Below are 15,280 nucleotides of genomic sequence, written 5' to 3'. Positions count from 1 at the left end.
TTATAGCGGGCTATGCTGATCTTCCAAAGGGTTTCTGTTGGTCAATGTCCGAACGGTAATCGAGACCATAGTCGATGCTCAATAGAGCTCTGGCCCGGGGTCTGCCAAGATAGCGCCCTCATTCGGCAAGACGCTCAGGAGTGAACATGAATTTCCACACCCGCAAATGGGTTAAACCCGAAGACCTCAACCCCAATGGCACGCTATTCGGCGGCAGCCTGCTGCGTTGGCTCGACGAAGAAGCGGCGATCTACGCGATCGTCCAGCTGGGCAACCAGCGTGTGGTCACCAAGTACATTTCCGAAATCAATTTCGTCAGCGCTTCGCGCCAGGGTGACATCATCGAGCTGGGTATCACCGCCACCGAATTCGGTCGCACCTCGATCACCCTCAAGTGCGAGGTGCGTAACAAGATCACCCGCAAAAGCATCCTGACGGTGGAGAAGATCGTTTTCGTCAACCTGGGTGAAGACGGGCTGCCCGCGCCCCATGGCCGTACCGAGATCAAATACGTCAAAGACCAGTTCAAGGATGAAGGCGCTGTCGAATAATTTGAGGATGACGAACGGAATCTGAACCGCGCGGGTCGTAACTACATCGCACGCCAGCGGTTCAGGAGTTCCATGGACACTAAAAAAGACGGCAAGACCCCCGACCTCTCGGCAAAAGAGCAGCATGAGGTCGAAAAAAACCAGCCGCCACGCGCGGCGGTCCTGCACGAAATCATCCGCACCCAGGGCGATCAGGAACTGGAGCGCAGTGTTGCCGCGCTGTGGTGGTCGGCGCTGGCCGCAGGCTTGACCATGGGCCTGTCGCTGATGGGGATGGGCCTGCTCAACTCGCGCCTGCCGGACGGCGAGGGCTTCAAGGTGATCGCCAGTTTCGGCTACTGCGCCGGTTTTCTCGCGGTGATCCTCGCCCGCCAGCAACTGTTCACCGAAAACACCCTGACTGCCGTGCTGCCGATCATGAGCAAGCCCACGCTCGGTAACTTCGGCCGATTGCTGCGGCTGTGGTCGGTGGTGCTGGTGGGCAACCTCTGCGGCACCTTGCTGGTGGCCTACGTCATGCTGGAGCTGCCGATTTTCGACGGCAAGACCGACGTGGCCTTCCTCGACATCGGCCGCAAGGTCATGGAAAACGACGTCAGCCAGATGTTCGCCAAGGGCATCATCTCGGGCTGGATGATCGCCACCATGGTCTGGATGATCCCGTCCATGGAGAGTGCCAAGATGTGGATTATCATCCTCATCACCTACCTCATGGCGCTGGGGGATTTCACGCACATCGTGGTCGGTTCGCTGGAGGTCGGTTATCTGGTGTTTGCCGGCGAACTGCCGTGGAAGGATTTCTGGCTGGTGTTCGCCGGGCCGACGCTGGTGGGCAATATCGTGGGGGGCAGCTTCATCTTCGCGTTGATCAGCCATGCGCAGATTCGCAGCGAGAGCGGGCCGCCCAAAAGCGCATCGGATCAGGCTGAAGAGCCCGATCCACAGAAGATCAAAAAGTGATCAGCCCGGCACATTCACTACGGCGCCAGCGCGGCGTTGCAGGTAGATGAAATACAGCGCGGCCAGCACGGTCAGGCCACTGACCGCTGCGCCGGTCCACGGCAGGTCCGCGAGGTCGGCACCGCTGGCGACCACCAGCCCGCCGATCCAGGCACCGGCCGCGTTACCGAGGTTAAAAGCACTCTGGTTGAGCGTCGAGCCAAGGTTGGGCGCTTCATGGGCCTGATCGATGATCAGCAGTTGCAGGATCGGGCACAGGGCGAAGGCGAAAATGCCCCACAACACCAGGGTGATTGCCGCTGGAATCACCGAATGGCTGGTCTGGCTGAACGCGGCCAGGACCACCACCACGGCCAGTGCCATGCCGACCAGCGAAGGCAGCAGGCGGCTGTCCGCCAGGCGCCCGCCGAGCATGCTGCCCGCCGTCAAGCCCACGCCGAACAGCAACAGCATGATGGTCACGCCATGGGGGCTGACGCCGGTGATGTCCTGCAGGATCGGCGCGATGTAGGTGAAGACGCTGAACAGGCTGGTCGAGGCCAGTACGCTCATGCCCAGTGCCAGCAACACGTTGGCCTTGCCCAGTACCTTGAACTCGCGGGCCAGGTCGGCGTTGTCCATCGCGATATGCTTCGGCAGCCAGACCCACTGCGCAATGGCCGCGATCACACCGATCACCGACACTGCCCAGAACGTCGAGCGCCAGCCGGCGTACTGCCCAAGCGCGGTGCCCAATGGCACCCCAAGCACGTTGGCCAGGGTCAGGCCGGTGAACATCATGGCAATCGCCTGGGCCCGTTTGTTCGGCGCCACCAGGCCGGCAGCAACCACCGAACCGATACCGAAGAACGCACCGTGACACAGCGCGGTGATCACTCGCGCGGCCATCAGCGTGGCGTAATTGGGGGCCAGTGCGCAGAGCATGTTGCCGAGGATGAACATCAGCGTCATGCCCAGCAGCGTCGCCTTTCGCGGCATGTTGGCGGTGCCGACCGCGAGGATCGGTGCACCGAACACCACACCCAGGGCATAACCGGTGATCAGCAGTCCGGCGTCGGGAATGCTCACCGCGAGGTCGCGGGCAACATCGGGCAGCAAGCCCATGATGACGAATTCGGTGGTGCCGATGCCGAACGCGGCAACAGCAAGGGCAAGCAAGGCGAGTGGCATGCGCAAGGTCTCTGTCGGTAGTCTTGACGCTCTGATCAGGCATACGCATGCCAAAGACCGATCTCGATGAGAGCGGGCGAGGGCATTTTTATTGGAATTAGTCTGTGCGCAACTGAGTGCGGCGTGGTCGGTTGCAGTATAAACAGCTGCTGACATATGGCGAATCAATTAAAAGGAGTAGGCCGTGCTTGCGACGGCGTTGGTGTTGGTGGCGGCGTTGCTGCATGCGGCGTGGAATACCCTGATCAAGTTCAGTGCCGAGCGGTTGCTGGTGGTGGCCTGCATGGACAGCGTGGCGTTGCTTTTCGTCGCGCTCATGCTGCCGTTTGTGGAGCTGCCACCACTGGAAATCTGGCCGTGGATTCTCGCCTCGGCAGCGTTCGAGTTGCTCTACCGCTATTTGCTGATCCAGGCTTATCGGGTCGGCGACCTCGGGCTGGTCTATCCACTGATGCGGGGTCTGTCGCCGCTGGTGGTGTTGGCGCTGACGCTGATTTTTGCCGGGGAAGTGCTGACCTATCAGCAGATATTCGGGATCCTGCTGATCCCGCTCGGCATGCTTTGCCTGCTCTGGCAGGGGGGCGGCGGTGCGCACTTGCCGTGGTCGATGCTGCCGGTGGTGGCGCTGATCGGCCTGTGCATCGGTTGCTACACGTTCATCGACGGCCAGGCCTTGCGACGCTGGTCACACCCACTGGATTACTTGGTCTGGGTGACGTTGCTCAGTGCCTGGCCGTTTCCTTTGCTGGCCTGGGTTCGCAAGCGGCCGGCCTTCAAGTTGTTCTGGCGCGAGCAATGGCGGCTGGGCCTGGCGGTCGGATTCTGCGTGTTGTTCAGCTACGCTCTGGTGCTGTGGGCCATGCAGCTGGGCTCGACTGCTGAAGCGGCTGCCTTGCGCGAGATCAGCGTGATATTGGTGGTGCTGTTCGGCATGCGTTACCTGAAAGAACCTTTCGGCGGGCCACGGCTCTTAGCCTGTGGGCTGGTGCTGGTTGGCATGCTGGTGATGAAATTCTGATTGTTCTGAAACGTGAAGAAGGGAATGCTTTATGACGGTTGCTCTGTGGTGCATTTTGATCGCGATTATTCTGCCTTATGTCTGTACAGGCATCGCCAAGGCCAGTGGCGGGTTTCGTCTGAGTGACAATCATGATCCCCGTGACTTTCTCGAGTCGCTCAATGGTTTGGCCAGGCGCGCGCATGCGGCGCAACTGAACAGTTTTGAAGTGACCCCGGCGTTCGCGGCCGCCGTGATCGTGGCGCACCTGGCTGGCAATGCGGAGCTGGTGACGCTCAATGTGCTGTCGGTGTTGTTCATCACCAGTCGACTGCTCTACATCATTTTCTATCTGGCCGACCTGGCGATTTTGCGATCGCTGGCGTGGTTTGTGGGGATGGGGTTGATCGTCAGCTTTTTTGTCGTCTCTGCCTGAAAGAAGTTCGGCGTTTTTACTGGCCTCATCGCGAGCAGGCTCGCTCCCACACTGATCCCTGTAGGAGCGAGCCTGCTCGCGATAGCTATCGATCAGTCACAGCGAATATCAAGGCTTGGTGTTGGCCGTATCCGCCACCTGCGGCACCTGTGGCAGCGCCGCGCCTTTGGGCCATAGCATCCAGATCTGCCCTTGCTGCTTCATGTCCCCCGCCAGTTGCCCGGCCGCCTCGCCGGTGCCCCAGAACAGATCCGCACGAACCTCGCCGGCAATCGCGCCGCCGGTATCCTGTGCCGCCACCGGGCGTACCAGGGCGGTACCGTCGGGTTTGGTGGTGGACAGCCACAACAAACTGCCCAGCGGAATGACCTTGCGATCCACTGCCGCGCTGTAACCCGCCGTCAGCGGCACGTTCAGCGAGCCGCGCGGCCCTTCGTTGCTATCCGGGTTACGGGTAAAAAACACATAGCTCGGGTTGCTGCCGAGCAGTTCAGGAATGCGCGAAGGATTGGCCTTGGCCCAGTTGCTGATGGCGCCCATGGTCACGTCTTCTTTCTTCAACTCGCCTTGCTCCACCAGCCAACGTCCTATGGGTCGGTAGGGGTGACCATTCTGGTCGGCGTAGGCAATGCGCAATTGCCGGCCGCTGTCGAGCTGGATGCGACCCGAACCCTGGATCTGCAGGAATTGCAGGTTCATCGGGTCGGTCAACCAGGCCACCACGGGTGCCTTGACCCCGTTGCTCTCGATGGTTGCGGCATCGTCATACGGCTTGAGCACGCGGCCTTCAAGTCGACCGCGCAGGCGTTTGCCCTTGAGTTCCGGGTAGATGCTGTCCAGTGAGACGATGATCATGTCTTCCGGCACGCCATACACCGGGATGTTCGCCGCTGCGGTTTGGGTCAGGCTGCCAGGGTAGACCGGTTCGTAGTAGCCAGTGATCAGGCCGTTGGGATTGTCATTGGCGGCGCGCAGGCCGTAGACATCCAGGTTCTGCTTGAGGAAACCGCGAATGTCATTGGCGCTCTGCGGTACGTTGGCCGCCGCTGCGCAGGTGCCGCCCCAGACCGGGTCGGCCTTGAGCCGGGTGCAGGCGCTGCGCCACGAGCCGAAACCGGCGACGAGGTCGCTGTCGGAGACTGCTGGCAACGCTTCCCAGGTGGCGCTGGAGTAGGTGGCCAGTGCGTGGGTCTTCGGTTGTTTGTCTTCGCCGCCGGTGCAGCCTGCGAGCACGGCCACGATCGGAAGCGTCCAGGCCAGGGGGTGACACCAGGCCTTGATACGGCTGTTCATGAAGTAATTCCTTTGCCGGTTGCCTGAGTGTCGTGCGCGCTCATGCAACCCGTATTGATAATAGGGGTATTGGTGTTTGCCGGTGACGCGAGGATACTGGCCGACGTTTTCCGCGACCTGAAGCCACCATGACTCTTAAAAGACTTTCTGTTGTATTGCTGGCCTGCCTGACGCTGTCCGCCTGTGGCGGCGTCGATCCCAACTCGCCCCTCGGTCAGCGCAAGGCCATTTTCAAACAGATGCTCAAGACCGCTGAAGACCTGGGCGGCATGCTGCGTGGCCGTATTGCATTCGATGGCCCCAAGTTTGCCGAGGGCGCGGTGAAACTCGATGCGCTGTCCCATGAGCCGTGGAAACATTTCCCGCAGGTGCGTGAAGAAGACCATACCAGCGCCAAGAGTGACGTCTGGGAGAAGCAGGCACGCTTTGAGCAGATGGCTCGCAACCTCGAGGCCGCCACCGGCGAACTGGTGATCGCCAGCCAGGTTCAACCCTACAAGGCCAGTAACCTGGGGCCGGCGGTACAGAAGGTCGAAGATGCCTGCAGTGCGTGCCATAAGGAATTTCGCGATCATTGACCTTTAGGGGCCTTGAGGGCGCTAAAAGCTTCGCTGGCAAGCCAGCTCTTACCTGTCCAGCTCGTCCACCGCTTCCTGCAACTCCTTGCGGGACTCGGCGAGTTTGTCCTTGCGCTTGTTGATCTTCTCGGCGTCGCCTTGCTTCATGGCTTTGTCGAGGTCGGCCTGACGCTTGCTGACTTCGTGCTTGGCGTCGAGCACCTTGTTTTCCCGTTCTTTCTTCAGCGAGGCATCAGTGCAATTGGCGCTGACCTCGCTCAAGGCTTTCTCCAGTCCGGCCTGTTGGTCGGCATTGCCGTGGGATTTGGCCAGTTCGATCTGATTCATGATGCCTTGTTTCTTGGCTGCGCAACCGGTCAGGCCCGGGGCGTCTTCAACTGCCATCAATGGAGTGGCGATTACGCTGCAAAGGGTCAACAGGACCAGCGGTGGAAGAAATTTCATAAAAGCTCCAGGTGAAAAAGGCATCCGTATCGATGCAGCGATGGCATGTTTGAGCCCATCGGGACTATTGGGTTCCCGGGCGCGCGGCACCACCGGGGCTAAAATTGAAATCCATCCATGGCGGCCAGTCGCAGTGTTTCACTCAGGGCCAGGACCTGCGGGTCGCGAAAAAATGCGCTCAATTGCGCCGCGCGCCCTGGTCCGATGTCAGGTTGGGCTTGCCATTGTTCGATATCCCGTTGCGCCAGCTCCCGCCATGAATCACCGAGATGCGCCTTACCGGCCGGCGGCATGCCCAGGGCTTTGAGCCAGCGGTCGAATGGGCGTTGCCGGGCACTGTCGAAACTACTGGCCAGCCGGGCAGCGCCGCGCTCGCCGAAACCGTCAATGTTAGCAAGCTCTTGGGCATCGAGGGTCAACCAATCCAACAGGCTGTTCAGGCGACCTGTTTCAAGAAGTTTTTCCCAGGTGCCGGGGCCTACATGGGGCAGGGCCAATCCGTGCTTGCCGCTGAGCCAGGTCAGGCGCGCGAGAAACTGGCTTTTGCATCCCGGGGTCGGCTGCCAACAGCTCAAGGGATGGAAGTCGGCCGCCAGCGGCACGTGCATTTCCGCGCGTTCGGTACTGCGCAGCACCACGCCATCGAGCCTGGGAATGGTCAGCCCGGCCAGGCTGATGGCCACCTGGTCGCCCGGACGAATATCCAGGGTTTGCCAACGGTGCAGGGAGCTCACGCTGACGCGCTTGATCTGCTGGTCATCAAGGGTCACCGGCGTCAACTCCAGCACGGGGGTGATCCTTCCCGTGCGGCCAATCTGGAAGTGAACCTTGCGCACCTCGGCCAGTGTCTGGGCGAACGGATACTTCCAGGCAACGATCCAATACGGTGCTTTTGCCTGCCAGCGCTCGGCAGGCGGGCGCTGCTCCTGGCGCAGGACAATTCCGTCGCTGGCAAATGGCAGGGGCGAGCGGTACCAGTGATCACGCCAACGTTCGACGTCGGCCAGCGAAGTGATGGCCTGGGTGTACTGCGCGGTACCGGTGAACCCCAGTTTTTCCAGTTCCGCGATACGGGCTGGCAAGCTCGTCGGTCCGTGCGGCCATTCCCAGGCAAACAGGCCGATTCCCTCGGCCTGCTCGATGCTCAACGTCTTGCGCGCCATCAAGCCGGCGACCGTGCCGCGGGAGTTGAGGCTGCCGGCGCTGGCTTGCACATGGTCAGTCAGGCGCCAGTAGAGTTCGCCCTGAACCACCAGGTCCTGTAGCTCCGACAGGCGTTGGGGAATGGCGGCGATCTGGCGCGCCGAGGTGGTCCAGTCCTGGCCCTGCACGCCGTCGCCGCGACTGATCGCCTGCACCAGCAGACCTTCGCGGTACACGAGGGTCACGGCCACGCCGTCGACCTTGGGCTGCGCCCAGACATCCGTGCGATCACGCAGCCATGTGTCAACGGCGCGAGCGTCCCGCAGCTTTTCCAGTCCGGTATGCGGCACCGGGTGGACCAGCGGGCCGGTCGCGCTGCGCAGTGGGTCGGCGGCGGCACCCAGGCTGAAACATTGCCGCCATTGGGTCAGGCGTGCCAAGGATTGATCGTAGAGTTCGTCGGCGATCAGTGAGCGGCCTTCACGGTGATAGCTGTCATCCCATTGGTCGATCTGCTTTTGCAGTGCGGCGATTTCCTGCGCGGCACGGGCGGACGGCCAGGTGGGGCATTCGCCAGCAGCAGTGCCCAGGCACAGGAAGGTGAGGAGTAAACCGGTCAGCAGGCGGGGCAGCATTGTGAGCTTCCTTGCTCAATGGAGGTGCCTGAAGGTTAGCCAGTGGTGGGCGGCTGGGTTGGTGGCTGTTTTTCGGCTTGTTTCCAGGCATGAAAAAACCCCGCACGGCGAACCGTGCGGGGTTTCGGGTACCACTGGGAAGACTTACAGACCGGCGGCGGTGCGCAGGTGCTCGGCGCGGTCGGTTTTTTCCCAGGTGAAGGTGGTGAAGGTGTCTTCGCCAACCGTCTTGGTGGCCGGGGTGCGACCGAAGTGGCCGTACGCAGCGGTTTCCTGGTACATCGGGTGCAGCAGGTCAAGCATGGTGGTGATCGCGTATGGACGCAGGTCGAACACTTCTCGGACCAGTTTGACGATCTTGTCATCGCTGATCTTGCCGGTGCCGAACGTGTTCAGCGAGATCGAGGTCGGCTGGGCGACGCCAATGGCGTAGGACACCTGGATTTCGCAACGCTCGGCCAGGCCGGCAGCGACGATGTTCTTGGCCACGTAACGACCGGCGTAGGCGGCCGAACGGTCAACCTTGGATGGATCCTTGCCGGAGAACGCGCCGCCGCCGTGGCGGGCCATGCCGCCGTAGCTGTCGACGATGATCTTGCGGCCGGTCAGGCCGCAGTCACCTACCGGGCCACCGATGATGAACTGGCCGGTCGGGTTGATGTGGAACTGCGTGTCCTTGCTCAGCAGTTCGGCAGGCAGGACGTGCTTGACGATCAGCTCCATCACGGCTTCGCGCAGATCTTTGTACGACACGTCCGGGTTGTGCTGGGTCGACAGGACAACTGCGTCGATACCCACGACCTTGCCGCCTTCGTAACGGCAGGTGACCTGGGACTTGGCGTCCGGACGCAGCCACGGCAGCAGGCCCGACTTGCGGGCTTCGGCTTGCCTTTGTACAAGCTGGTGCGAGAACGTGATCGGCGCGGGCATCAGCACGTCGGTTTCGTTGCTGGCGTAGCCGAACATCAGGCCCTGGTCGCCGGCACCCTGATCTTCAGGCTTGGCGCGGTCGACACCCTGGTTGATGTCAGGGGACTGCTTGCCGATGATGTTCATCACACCGCAGGTCGCGCCGTCGAAGCCGACGTCGGAACTGGTGTAGCCGATGTCGGTGATGACGTCACGTACGATCTGCTCCAGGTCAACCCAGGCCGAGGTGGTGACTTCGCCAGCGATGATCGCTACGCCGGTTTTCACCAGAGTCTCGCACGCCACGCGGGCGAACTTGTCTTCAGCGATGATGGCGTCCAGCACCGCATCAGAAATCTGGTCGGCGATTTTGTCCGGATGCCCTTCAGACACGGACTCGGAGGTGAAAAGGGAGTATTCGCTCATCTCGATGTTTTCCTGAAATTACCGATGGTGAGTGTCGCCAGCCGACCGCTGAAAATGGCGGACCTGGATCTGGAAACCATTACGTAAGCCTACATAGAGGCTTTCTCCGGGGACGAGCCCCGCAGCGGTGGCCCAACGGGCCAGATCGTCCTGTTCAAACCCCAGCCAGAGATCACCGCAGGCCTCCTTGGCCCAACTCTGGTTGTGGCTGCATAATTCTGTTACCAACAGGCTGCCGCCTGGGTGCAACAAATTGGCCATGTGCTTGAGCGCATCGGCCGGCGCGGCAAAGTGATGCAGCACCATGTTCAGTACAACGCAATCGGCCTTCAGACTGACGCCGTTCAGGGCATCGGCCAGTTGCAGGTTAACGTTAGTCAGCGAATCGCGTTCGCACACCTGGCGCGCCAGTTCGAGCATGGCCTGGCTATTGTCCAGTGCCGTGACCTGGGTGAAGCGCCGCGCCAGTTCCGGCAGGAAGGCACCGTCGCCGGGGCCGACCTCGATTGCCGTGGCAGCGCTGCCAAAGCTCAGTTTGTCGAGCAGGGCCACCACGCTTTCGCGGTACTGCGCCAGGCCGGCGATCAAGTCCTGCTGGGCGCGAAATTTCTCGGCGACCCGTGAGAAAAAGTCCTGGCTGGCGGCCTCGCGTTGCTTGTGTACCTGAGTGATCCGCATCTGCACGTCGGCAGGCAGGGTCAGGTTGTCGACTTCTTCGAGCAGGGCCGCGTGCAGTTTGCCCCCCGGCAACTCGGTGTGGGGCAGGGCGCGACGGTAGAAAATCGCATTGCCTTCACGGCGGGTGGCGACCAGGTCGGCTTGGGCCAGCACCTTGAGGTGATGACTCATGCCTGATTGGCCTATGCCGAAGATCTGCGCCAGTTCCAATACGCCGAACGAATCGTTGGTCAGTGCGCGCAAGACATTCAGGCGCAAGGGATCGCCGCCGGCCTTGCACAAGGCTGCCAGCTCATCACAATCGTCCTGGCGAATGGAGGGCGCACGTAAATTCATAGGCCGGCAGTCTAGTCACGCGCCGGAAGCATCGCAAGATCAATATCAAAAAGTTTTGATATTGATCGATAGATGGCACTTCTCACGAACTGGTTAACTCTACAAACCAAGAGCGGAAAGGTTTCACCCGTCTATTCCGTCAACAAGCATGGGAAAAACGCCTCCAGATGACTTTCTGTCATTGCCCCGAGGCGTCCGTGTGAGGGAAAATGCTCGCCTTTTTTCCGTTTCATTTTTATCACTCTCGATTCAGAACCCGCAGGAGAACAGCGATGCCTAGCCGTCGTGAGCGTGCCAACGCCATTCGTGCCCTCAGCATGGATGCCGTGCAAAAAGCCAACAGCGGCCATCCCGGTGCCCCTATGGGTATGGCGGATATCGCCGAGGTGCTTTGGCGCGACTACCTCAAGCACAACCCGAGCAATCCATCGTTCGCCGACCGTGACCGCTTCGTGCTGTCCAATGGTCACGGCTCGATGCTGATCTACTCGTTGCTGCACCTGACCGGCTACGACCTGTCGATCGATGACCTGAAACAGTTCCGCCAACTGCACAGCCGTACCCCGGGTCACCCGGAATTCGGCTATACCCCAGGCGTCGAGACCACCACCGGTCCACTGGGCCAAGGCCTGGCCAATGCCGTGGGCTTCGCCCTGGCTGAAAAAGTCATGGCGGCGCAGTTCAACCGTCCCGGCCACAACATCGTCGACCACCACACCTACGTATTCCTGGGTGATGGCTGCATGATGGAAGGCATCTCCCACGAAGTCAGCTCCCTGGCCGGTACCCTGGGCCTGGGCAAACTGATCGCCTTCTACGATGACAACGGCATCTCCATCGACGGTGAAGTCGAAGGCTGGTTCACCGATGACACGCCAAAGCGCTTCGAATCCTACAACTGGCAAGTGATCCGCAACGTCGACGGTCATGACCCGGAAGAGATCAAGATCGCGATCGAGACCGCGCGCAAGAGCCCGCAGCCGACCCTGATCTGCTGCAAGACCACCATCGGCTTCGGTTCGCCGAACAAACAAGGCAAGGAAGACTGCCACGGCGCTCCGCTGGGAGACGCGGAAATCGCCCTGACCCGTGCGGCGCTGAAGTGGAATCACGGCCCGTTCGAAATCCCGGCCGACATCTACGCCGAGTGGGACGCCAAAGAAGCCGGTCGCGCGGTCGAAGCCGAATGGGACCAGCGTTTTGCCGCCTACTCCGCTGCCTTCCCGACCGAAGCCAACGAACTGATCCGTCGTCTGAGCGGTGAACTGCCGGCTGACTTCAGCGAAAAAGCCGCGGCCTACATCGCCGAAGTGGCCGCCAAGGGCGAAACCATTGCCAGCCGTAAAGCCAGCCAGAACGCCCTGAACGCGTTCGGCCCGCTGTTGCCTGAGTTCCTCGGAGGTTCGGCTGACCTGGCCGGTTCCAACCTGACCCTGTGGAAAGGTTGCAAAGGCGTCACCGCCGACGACGCCAGCGGCAACTACATGTACTACGGCGTGCGCGAGTTCGGCATGACCGCGATCATGAACGGCGTTGCCCTGCACGGCGGCCTGGTGCCTTACGGCGCGACCTTCCTGATGTTCATGGAATACGCGCGCAACGCGGTACGCATGTCGGCCCTGATGAAGCAGCGCGTGATCCACGTCTACACCCACGACTCCATCGGTCTGGGCGAAGACGGCCCGACTCACCAGCCAATCGAGCAACTGGCCAGCCTGCGCTGCACGCCGAACCTCGACACCTGGCGTCCGGCCGATGCCGTTGAATCGGCGGTGTGCTGGAAGTATGCGCTGGAGCGTAAAGACGGTCCTTCGGCACTGATCTTTTCGCGTCAGAACCTGCAGCACCAAACCCGTGATGCCGGGCAGATTGCCGACATCAGCCGCGGTGGCTACGTGCTCAAGGACTGTGCAGGCGAGCCTGAGCTGATCCTGATCGCCACCGGTTCCGAAGTGGGTCTGGCCGTCCAGGCCTTCGACAAACTGACCGAGCAGGGCCGCAAGGTGCGTGTGGTTTCCATGCCGTGCACCAGCGTGTTCGATGCTCAGGACGCCGGCTACAAGCAATCGGTCCTGCCGTTGCAGGTCAGCGCCCGTATCGCCATCGAGGCGTCCATCGCCGACTACTGGTACAAGTACGTGGGCCTGGAAGGTCGCGTAATCGGCATGACCACCTACGGCGAGTCGGCGCCTGCGCCGGCCTTGTTCGAAGAGTTCGGCTTCACCCTGGAAAACATCCTGGGTCAGGCTGAAGAGCTGCTGGAAGACTAAGCAAAACGCGGCGGTTTCAACACCGCCGCCGTCCCCTTTAGGAGCTGGCTTGCCAGCGAAGGCGTCTTTTCAGTCGACAGCATCGTTGAATCTGAGGGCCCATTCGCAGGCAAGCCAGCTCCTACAGTGGGCGAGTTGCACATAAGAATTTCGTCTGACTGCGTCTATCGAGAACCCCATGCCTCAACCGCGTCCCTACAAAGTTGCACTCAACGGCTACGGCCGGATTGGTCGTTGCGTCTTGCGTGCGTTGTTCGAGCGAGGCGAAAAGGCCGGGTTTGAAATTGTCGCGATCAACGACCTGGCCGACATGGCCAGTATCGAATACCTGACACGCTTCGACTCCACCCACGGGCGTTTTCCCGGTGAAGTGAAGGTCGATGGCGATTGTCTGCATATTAATGGCGATTGCGTGAAGGTCCTGCGCAGTGCCACTCCCGAAGGCATCGATTGGGCGTCGTTGGGCGTCGATCTGGTGCTGGAATGCTCCGGCGCCTACCACACTCGCGAAGACGGCCAACGGTTCCTCGACGCCGGCGCGCCGCGGGTGCTGTTTTCCCAGCCGATGGCCAGCGAGGCGGATGTCGACGCCACCATTGTCTACGGCGTGAACCAGGGTTGCCTGACCGGCGAGGAGCTGCTGGTGTCCAACGCCTCCTGCACCACCAACTGCGGCGTGCCGCTGTTGCGACTGCTGGACCAGGCCATCGGTCTTGAGTACGTGTCGATCACCACCATCCATTCGGCCATGAACGACCAGCCGGTGATCGATGCCTACCATCACGAAGACCTGCGCCGCACCCGTTCGGCGTTTCAGTCGGTGATTCCGGTGTCCACTGGTCTGGCGCGTGGCATTGAACGCCTGCTGCCGGAACTTGCCGGGCGAATTCAGGCCAAAGCCGTACGTGTGCCGACGGTTAACGTGTCTTGCCTCGACATCACGATGCAGACCGTGAGCGATACCGACGCCGCCGAGGTCAACCGGATCCTGCGCGAGGCGGCTACTAGCGGCCCGCTCAAAGGTCTGTTGGCCTACACCGAGCTTCCCCATGCAAGCTGTGATTTCAACCACGACCCACATTCGGCGATCGTCGATGCCAGTCAGACTCGAGTTTCCGGCCCAAGGCTGGTGAACATCCTGGCCTGGTTCGACAACGAATGGGGTTTTGCCAACCGAATGCTGGATGTTGCGGAACACTATCTGCATACAGCCTCTACAAAACCTGCTCTCTAAGAACAGCTACTCAGGAAATGCGACCAATGACCGTGTTGAAGATGTCCGACCTCGATCTGCAAGGTAAGCGCGTACTGATTCGCGAAGACCTCAACGTCCCAGTCAAGGACGGTGTTGTCACTAGCGATGCGCGAATCCTGGCTTCGCTGCCGACCATCAAGCTGGCCCTGGAAAAAGGCGCGGCCGTGATGGTCTGCTCGCACCTTGGCCGTCCGACCGAAGGCGAGTTCTCGGCCGAGAACAGCCTCAAGCCTGTCGCCGACTACCTGAGCAAGGCTCTGGGTCGCGAAGTGCCGCTGGTGGCTGATTACCTGGGCGGTGTTGACGTGAAAGCCGGCGACATCGTGCTGTTCGAAAACGTTCGCTTCAACAAAGGCGAGAAGAAGAATGCCGACGACCTGGCCAAGCAATATGCGGCCCTGTGCGACGTGTTCGTGATGGACGCCTTCGGCACCGCGCACCGTGCCGAAGGTTCGACCCATGGCGTGGCCAAGTTCGCCAAGGTTGCTGCTGCAGGCCCGCTGCTGGCTGCCGAACTGGACGCGTTGGGCAAGGCGCTCGGCGCTCCGGCCCAGCCGATGGCTGCCATCGTGGCCGGTTCCAAGGTCTCGACCAAGCTTGATGTGCTCAACAGCCTGAGCCAGATCTGCGACCAGTTGATCGTCGGCGGCGGTATCGCCAACACCTTCCTGGCGGCTGCAGGTCACCCGGTCGGCAAATCCCTGTACGAGCCGGACTTGCTGGACACCGCTCGCGCCATCGCGGCCAAGGTCAGCGTGCCGCTGCCAGTGGACGTAGTGGTCGCCAAGGAATTCGCGGAAAGCGCGACGGCCACTGTGAAGTTGATCGCCGATGTAGCCGCTGACGACATGATCCTGGACATTGGTCCACAGACGGCGGCTAACTTTGCCGACCTGCTGAAATCGTCGAAGACCATCCTGTGGAACGGCCCGGTCGGGGTGTTTGAGTTCGACCAGTTCGGTAACGGCACCAAAGTGCTGGCCCAGGCCATCGCGGACAGCGCGGCTTTCTCCATTGCTGGCGGCGGCGACACCCTGGCGGCCATCGATAAATATGGCGTTGCCGAGCAAATCTCCTACATTTCTACCGGCGGCGGCGCGTTCCTGGAGTTCGTCGAAGGCAAGGTGTTGCCAGCCGTTGAAGTCCTGGAAAGCCGGGCGAAGGCCTGAGGGTCGCCCGTTTGACCAGGCAAGGGAGTG

General features: G+C 61.1%; 14 protein-coding genes. 8 read left to right on the top strand and 6 right to left on the bottom strand.

All coding sequences use genetic code 11. The features are described from left to right. Nucleotides 1–146: 146 nt before the first annotated feature. Both NQL71_RS00835 and NQL71_RS00830 read left to right on the top strand, forming a co-directional pair. Complete coding sequence (locus tag NQL71_RS00835) at nucleotides 147–551, top strand: acyl-CoA thioesterase (protein WP_008057039.1); 405 nt, start codon at nucleotides 147–149, stop codon at nucleotides 549–551. 72 nt (nucleotides 552–623) lie between these two features. Continuing rightward, a complete protein-coding gene (locus NQL71_RS00830) occupies nucleotides 624–1,511 on the top strand; it encodes a formate/nitrite transporter family protein (protein WP_274642163.1) in 888 nt (295 codons plus the stop codon). Here the strand turns inward: NQL71_RS00830 and NQL71_RS00825 are convergent, their stop codons facing one another. After that, nucleotides 1,512–2,681 carry an MFS transporter gene (locus tag NQL71_RS00825; RefSeq protein WP_274642162.1) on the bottom strand — a complete coding sequence of 390 codons (1,170 nt, stop codon included), beginning with the start codon at nucleotides 2,679–2,681 and terminating at the stop codon, nucleotides 1,512–1,514. It lies immediately after the preceding gene. 184 nt (nucleotides 2,682–2,865) lie between these two features. Between NQL71_RS00825 and NQL71_RS00820 the strand changes: the two genes are divergently transcribed. After that, on the top strand, nucleotides 2,866–3,699 hold the full coding sequence (locus NQL71_RS00820; RefSeq protein ID WP_274642161.1) for an EamA family transporter: 834 nt from the start codon (nucleotides 2,866–2,868) through the stop codon (nucleotides 3,697–3,699). Nucleotides 3,700–3,730: 31 nt separating this feature from the next. Further along, a complete protein-coding gene (locus NQL71_RS00815; RefSeq protein WP_046818296.1) occupies nucleotides 3,731–4,114 on the top strand; it encodes an MAPEG family protein in 384 nt (127 codons plus the stop codon). 108 nt (nucleotides 4,115–4,222) lie between these two features. Here the strand turns inward: NQL71_RS00815 and mltA are convergent, their stop codons facing one another. Next, nucleotides 4,223–5,407, bottom strand: coding sequence for a murein transglycosylase A (gene mltA, locus NQL71_RS00810; RefSeq protein WP_046818295.1), 1,185 nt, complete (start codon nucleotides 5,405–5,407; stop codon nucleotides 4,223–4,225). Between the two features lie 128 nt (nucleotides 5,408–5,535). Here mltA and NQL71_RS00805 point away from each other — a divergent pair, with 128 nt between their 5' ends. Next, nucleotides 5,536–5,985: a c-type cytochrome gene (locus tag NQL71_RS00805; protein ID WP_248685948.1), complete on the top strand. Its 450-nt coding sequence runs from the start codon at nucleotides 5,536–5,538 to the stop codon at nucleotides 5,983–5,985. Nucleotides 5,986–6,033: 48 nt separating this feature from the next. On the opposite strand, the gene NQL71_RS00800 is transcribed toward NQL71_RS00805, so the two are convergent. The 4 genes from NQL71_RS00800 to NQL71_RS00785 all read right to left on the bottom strand — a co-directional run bounded on the left by NQL71_RS00800 (nucleotide 6,034) and on the right by NQL71_RS00785 (nucleotide 10,556). After that, the gene (locus tag NQL71_RS00800) at nucleotides 6,034–6,429 is read right to left on the bottom strand and encodes a DUF1090 domain-containing protein (protein ID WP_046818293.1); all 396 of its coding nucleotides are present in this window, start codon (nucleotides 6,427–6,429) and stop codon (nucleotides 6,034–6,036) included. Between the two features lie 98 nt (nucleotides 6,430–6,527). Then, complete coding sequence (ligB, locus tag NQL71_RS00795) at nucleotides 6,528–8,207, bottom strand: NAD-dependent DNA ligase LigB (protein WP_274642160.1); 1,680 nt, start codon at nucleotides 8,205–8,207, stop codon at nucleotides 6,528–6,530. A gap of 144 nt (nucleotides 8,208–8,351) precedes the next feature. Then, nucleotides 8,352–9,542: a methionine adenosyltransferase gene (metK, locus tag NQL71_RS00790; RefSeq protein ID WP_046818291.1), complete on the bottom strand. Its 1,191-nt coding sequence runs from the start codon at nucleotides 9,540–9,542 to the stop codon at nucleotides 8,352–8,354. A gap of 18 nt (nucleotides 9,543–9,560) precedes the next feature. Beyond that, on the bottom strand, nucleotides 9,561–10,556 hold the full coding sequence (locus NQL71_RS00785) for an ArsR/SmtB family transcription factor (protein WP_077184669.1): 996 nt from the start codon (nucleotides 10,554–10,556) through the stop codon (nucleotides 9,561–9,563). Between the two features lie 272 nt (nucleotides 10,557–10,828). On the opposite strand from NQL71_RS00785, the gene tkt reads away from it, so the two are divergent. The 3 genes from tkt to NQL71_RS00770 all read left to right on the top strand — a co-directional run bounded on the left by tkt (nucleotide 10,829) and on the right by NQL71_RS00770 (nucleotide 15,250). Next, on the top strand, nucleotides 10,829–12,826 hold the full coding sequence (gene tkt, locus NQL71_RS00780) for a transketolase (protein ID WP_046818289.1): 1,998 nt from the start codon (nucleotides 10,829–10,831) through the stop codon (nucleotides 12,824–12,826). Nucleotides 12,827–13,004: 178 nt separating this feature from the next. Continuing rightward, the gene (gene epd, locus NQL71_RS00775; RefSeq protein ID WP_046818288.1) at nucleotides 13,005–14,060 is read left to right on the top strand and encodes an erythrose-4-phosphate dehydrogenase; all 1,056 of its coding nucleotides are present in this window, start codon (nucleotides 13,005–13,007) and stop codon (nucleotides 14,058–14,060) included. Nucleotides 14,061–14,086: 26 nt separating this feature from the next. After that, complete coding sequence (locus NQL71_RS00770; RefSeq protein ID WP_046818287.1) at nucleotides 14,087–15,250, top strand: phosphoglycerate kinase; 1,164 nt, start codon at nucleotides 14,087–14,089, stop codon at nucleotides 15,248–15,250. Nucleotides 15,251–15,280 lie beyond the last annotated feature (30 nt).

Origin of the sequence: Pseudomonas serbica, assembly GCF_028823535.1 — a bacterium.
Taxonomy (GTDB): Bacteria; Pseudomonadota; Gammaproteobacteria; order Pseudomonadales; family Pseudomonadaceae; genus Aquipseudomonas; species Aquipseudomonas serbica.
This window is presented reverse-complemented; position numbering and strand designations above follow the sequence as displayed.

What these genes read in the sequence shown, in the direction of transcription:
- NQL71_RS00825 (WP_274642162.1), bottom strand. Translation starts at nt 2,681, where the DNA reads ATGCCACTCGCCTTGCTTGCCCTTGCTGTTGCCGCGTTCGGCATCGGC.
- NQL71_RS00830 (WP_274642163.1), top strand. Translation starts at nt 624, where the DNA reads ATGGACACTAAAAAAGACGGCAAGACCCCCGACCTCTCGGCAAAAGAG.
- epd (WP_046818288.1), top strand. Translation starts at nt 13,005, where the DNA reads ATGCCTCAACCGCGTCCCTACAAAGTTGCACTCAACGGCTACGGCCGG.
- NQL71_RS00815 (WP_046818296.1), top strand. Translation starts at nt 3,731, where the DNA reads ATGACGGTTGCTCTGTGGTGCATTTTGATCGCGATTATTCTGCCTTAT.
- NQL71_RS00800 (WP_046818293.1), bottom strand. Translation starts at nt 6,429, where the DNA reads ATGAAATTTCTTCCACCGCTGGTCCTGTTGACCCTTTGCAGCGTAATC.
- NQL71_RS00770 (WP_046818287.1), top strand. Translation starts at nt 14,087, where the DNA reads ATGACCGTGTTGAAGATGTCCGACCTCGATCTGCAAGGTAAGCGCGTA.
- tkt (WP_046818289.1), top strand. Translation starts at nt 10,829, where the DNA reads ATGCCTAGCCGTCGTGAGCGTGCCAACGCCATTCGTGCCCTCAGCATG.
- NQL71_RS00805 (WP_248685948.1), top strand. Translation starts at nt 5,536, where the DNA reads ATGACTCTTAAAAGACTTTCTGTTGTATTGCTGGCCTGCCTGACGCTG.
- NQL71_RS00785 (WP_077184669.1), bottom strand. Translation starts at nt 10,556, where the DNA reads ATGAATTTACGTGCGCCCTCCATTCGCCAGGACGATTGTGATGAGCTG.
- NQL71_RS00835 (WP_008057039.1), top strand. Translation starts at nt 147, where the DNA reads ATGAATTTCCACACCCGCAAATGGGTTAAACCCGAAGACCTCAACCCC.
- mltA (WP_046818295.1), bottom strand. Translation starts at nt 5,407, where the DNA reads ATGAACAGCCGTATCAAGGCCTGGTGTCACCCCCTGGCCTGGACGCTT.
- metK (WP_046818291.1), bottom strand. Translation starts at nt 9,542, where the DNA reads ATGAGCGAATACTCCCTTTTCACCTCCGAGTCCGTGTCTGAAGGGCAT.
- ligB (WP_274642160.1), bottom strand. Translation starts at nt 8,207, where the DNA reads ATGCTGCCCCGCCTGCTGACCGGTTTACTCCTCACCTTCCTGTGCCTG.